Consider the following 2,335-nt stretch of genomic DNA (forward strand, 5'->3'; position numbering starts at 1 on the left):
TTGTATACACTAAAATAGGGTTGGTGGAAAATTTCCATCAACCCTAAAAATTATAGAACCACACAAAACCCTGACCAGAGATGGCCAGGGTTTTGTATTTCAAAAATTATTCTGTAAATTCTATAGTTACTTTTACTTCAGAATCCATTGAAGAAAATATTGTTTTATAATAATTGATTGCAGATTCTTTAATTTCACTCTTAAATTTATCTAAATACTCTGCTTGTTTATCACTAGAAAGTTGGTTAGCGACCAATTTCCCAGTATCAATATCTTCTGTAGTTCCACTTAATAACTCTCCATGACTATCATATAAATCATAAGGATTATCTTTTGAAAGTTCAACACCAATTACTTCCAATTTTGGAACAATAACCTTATATTCTTTTTCGCTTATTTGTTCAACCTTTACACTACTTTTAATTCCAAATTTAGCTTTATAATTTAAAATTACTAATGCTGCTTTTTTAGAGAACGGCACATCAAACCCAAAAACTTGAGTTGTTTTTGTTTCAGAAATAATTTCATTAATTCCCGCATTCAAAAATACAACTTCATTCACTTTTTCAATACTTTCGATATTAATTGACGATTTGACTTCTGATTTATGTTCCTTAGGTAAGAAAAATAGCACTCCAATAGCTATAATAGCTATTAATACCACATTCAATAGTACACTAAACATATTAACTTTCTTCTTTAATATAGACAAGATAAAAAAACCTCACTTTAAATAATCTATCTAAATTTTACACATTCTAAAGAAAATAGTCAATATTTTTTCGTACTATCTTCTAAAATTAATTGTGCCTATTAAAAATGAAATTAGTTTGTTGCATTTGATTATATTTTTTGAACACCAAATCCATTTAAAATTGAGTGCTATTTTGAGCACTAAAAAAGGGCTCTTTGTCAAATAGTGTTGATGAAGAAATTTAGGAAGGGATTAAGCAACTAATTGTTGCTTAATTCCTTTTTGTTTTGGGCCAAACATTTTTGTTATTAAAATAATCCTATTTCTAAAATGGTAATAGTTTCTAAAGCCGTAGGCATTTCTTTTAAGCACTTTTATTTTATTGTTTATTCCTTCAATAGGGCCATTTGTTCTAGTTGGATACTCACAAGTATTTTGAATATATGGCAAGTAAGTCATAAGAGTCTTTAATACTCTTTTTAAACCAGGAGATAGGTCTAATTGCGTAGCTGCTTCAATCGTTTCCTTGAATTCTATATAATCTCTATCCTGTATACATTCACGAAGTGAATGTACAACCTCATAATCATTTTTAAGAGATGGATTTTTTTCTAAGATATAATCTACGATTCCTTTACTTGTTATGAAGCTTTCAAAAAGCTTATAACGATTATATTTATAGTTCTGAAGTTCATTAGAGTTCTTTAAAATTAACTTCCAATAATGTTTTAACTTTCGATATAATTTAGAGTCTTTATAGCGATGCTTATTCATGACACGTACCCGAGTTCGATTTAATTCTCTATTTAAGGCTTGTACGATATGAAAAGGATCAATGATAATTTTAGCGTTAGGAAACATTTCTTTTATTAATTGAATGTACGGTAAGTACATGTCGATGGAGATAGTTTTTACCTTTAATCTAGTCTTAGGCTCAAAACGATGAAAATACTTTTTCAAGCTGTAAGATTTTCTATCTCGTACAACATCGACCAGCTTGTGTGTAGTGCTATCACAAATAATGAAGCTCATATTACTATCGGAAGATTTGACGGATTTAAATTCATCAAAACACAAATGCTCAGGTAAATCGTGTAATGGTTTAATCTTTAGTAAACGTGTTGTATCATCTATGATACGTCTTACCGTATGAACTGAAACATTTGTTTCTTTTGCGATATAGGTTTCAGATACTGTTTCACTTATTTTTGATTTAATTTCGTTTTTTAAGCGTTTAGAGATATGACAGTGTTTTTCTACGATTCGACTAGTGTCTGCGGTAAATGAAGAGCCGCATTCTCTACAGAGAAATCTCTGCTTGCGTAGATTTAAGTAGGCCGCTAGGCCTGAAACAGAACAGAGAGTGATACGAGATGTTTTCGTGCCGTTTTTAACGATATTATTATTTCGGCTAACACACCCACAAACGGTACAAAATTCTGGTTTATGCGTATAAGTAGCTGCATAAAATAAAGATTTTCTCTTTTTAAATATCTTCTCTTGAACTTTATTATCCCAAATAATGTTTTTATCTTTGATTTGTAGTGTAGCTTCTAGTATATTGTTCATATGGTCATCATCCTTTTGTTTTAGGTTTCAGCGCTTTTAATATAATGGATGTTGGCCTTTTTGTATACACTA

General features: G+C 29.9%; 2 protein-coding genes. Both read right to left on the reverse strand.

The genetic code is table 11. From position 1 onward, the window contains the following. Positions 1–106 precede the first annotated feature (106 nt). Positions 107–685 (reverse strand): DUF4230 domain-containing protein, encoded by a 579-nt coding sequence (locus ADM33_RS05145; protein WP_000493216.1) that lies wholly within the window; start codon positions 683–685, stop codon positions 107–109. A 261-nt stretch (positions 686–946) separates the two neighbouring features. After that, on the reverse strand, positions 947–2,263 hold the full coding sequence (locus ADM33_RS05150) for an ISL3 family transposase (RefSeq protein WP_001059646.1): 1,317 nt from the start codon (positions 2,261–2,263) through the stop codon (positions 947–949). Positions 2,264–2,335: the final 72 nt, after the last annotated feature.

The organism is Streptococcus oralis, assembly GCF_001075875.1.
In the GTDB taxonomy this organism is placed as follows: Bacteria; Bacillota; Bacilli; order Lactobacillales; family Streptococcaceae; genus Streptococcus; species Streptococcus oralis_I.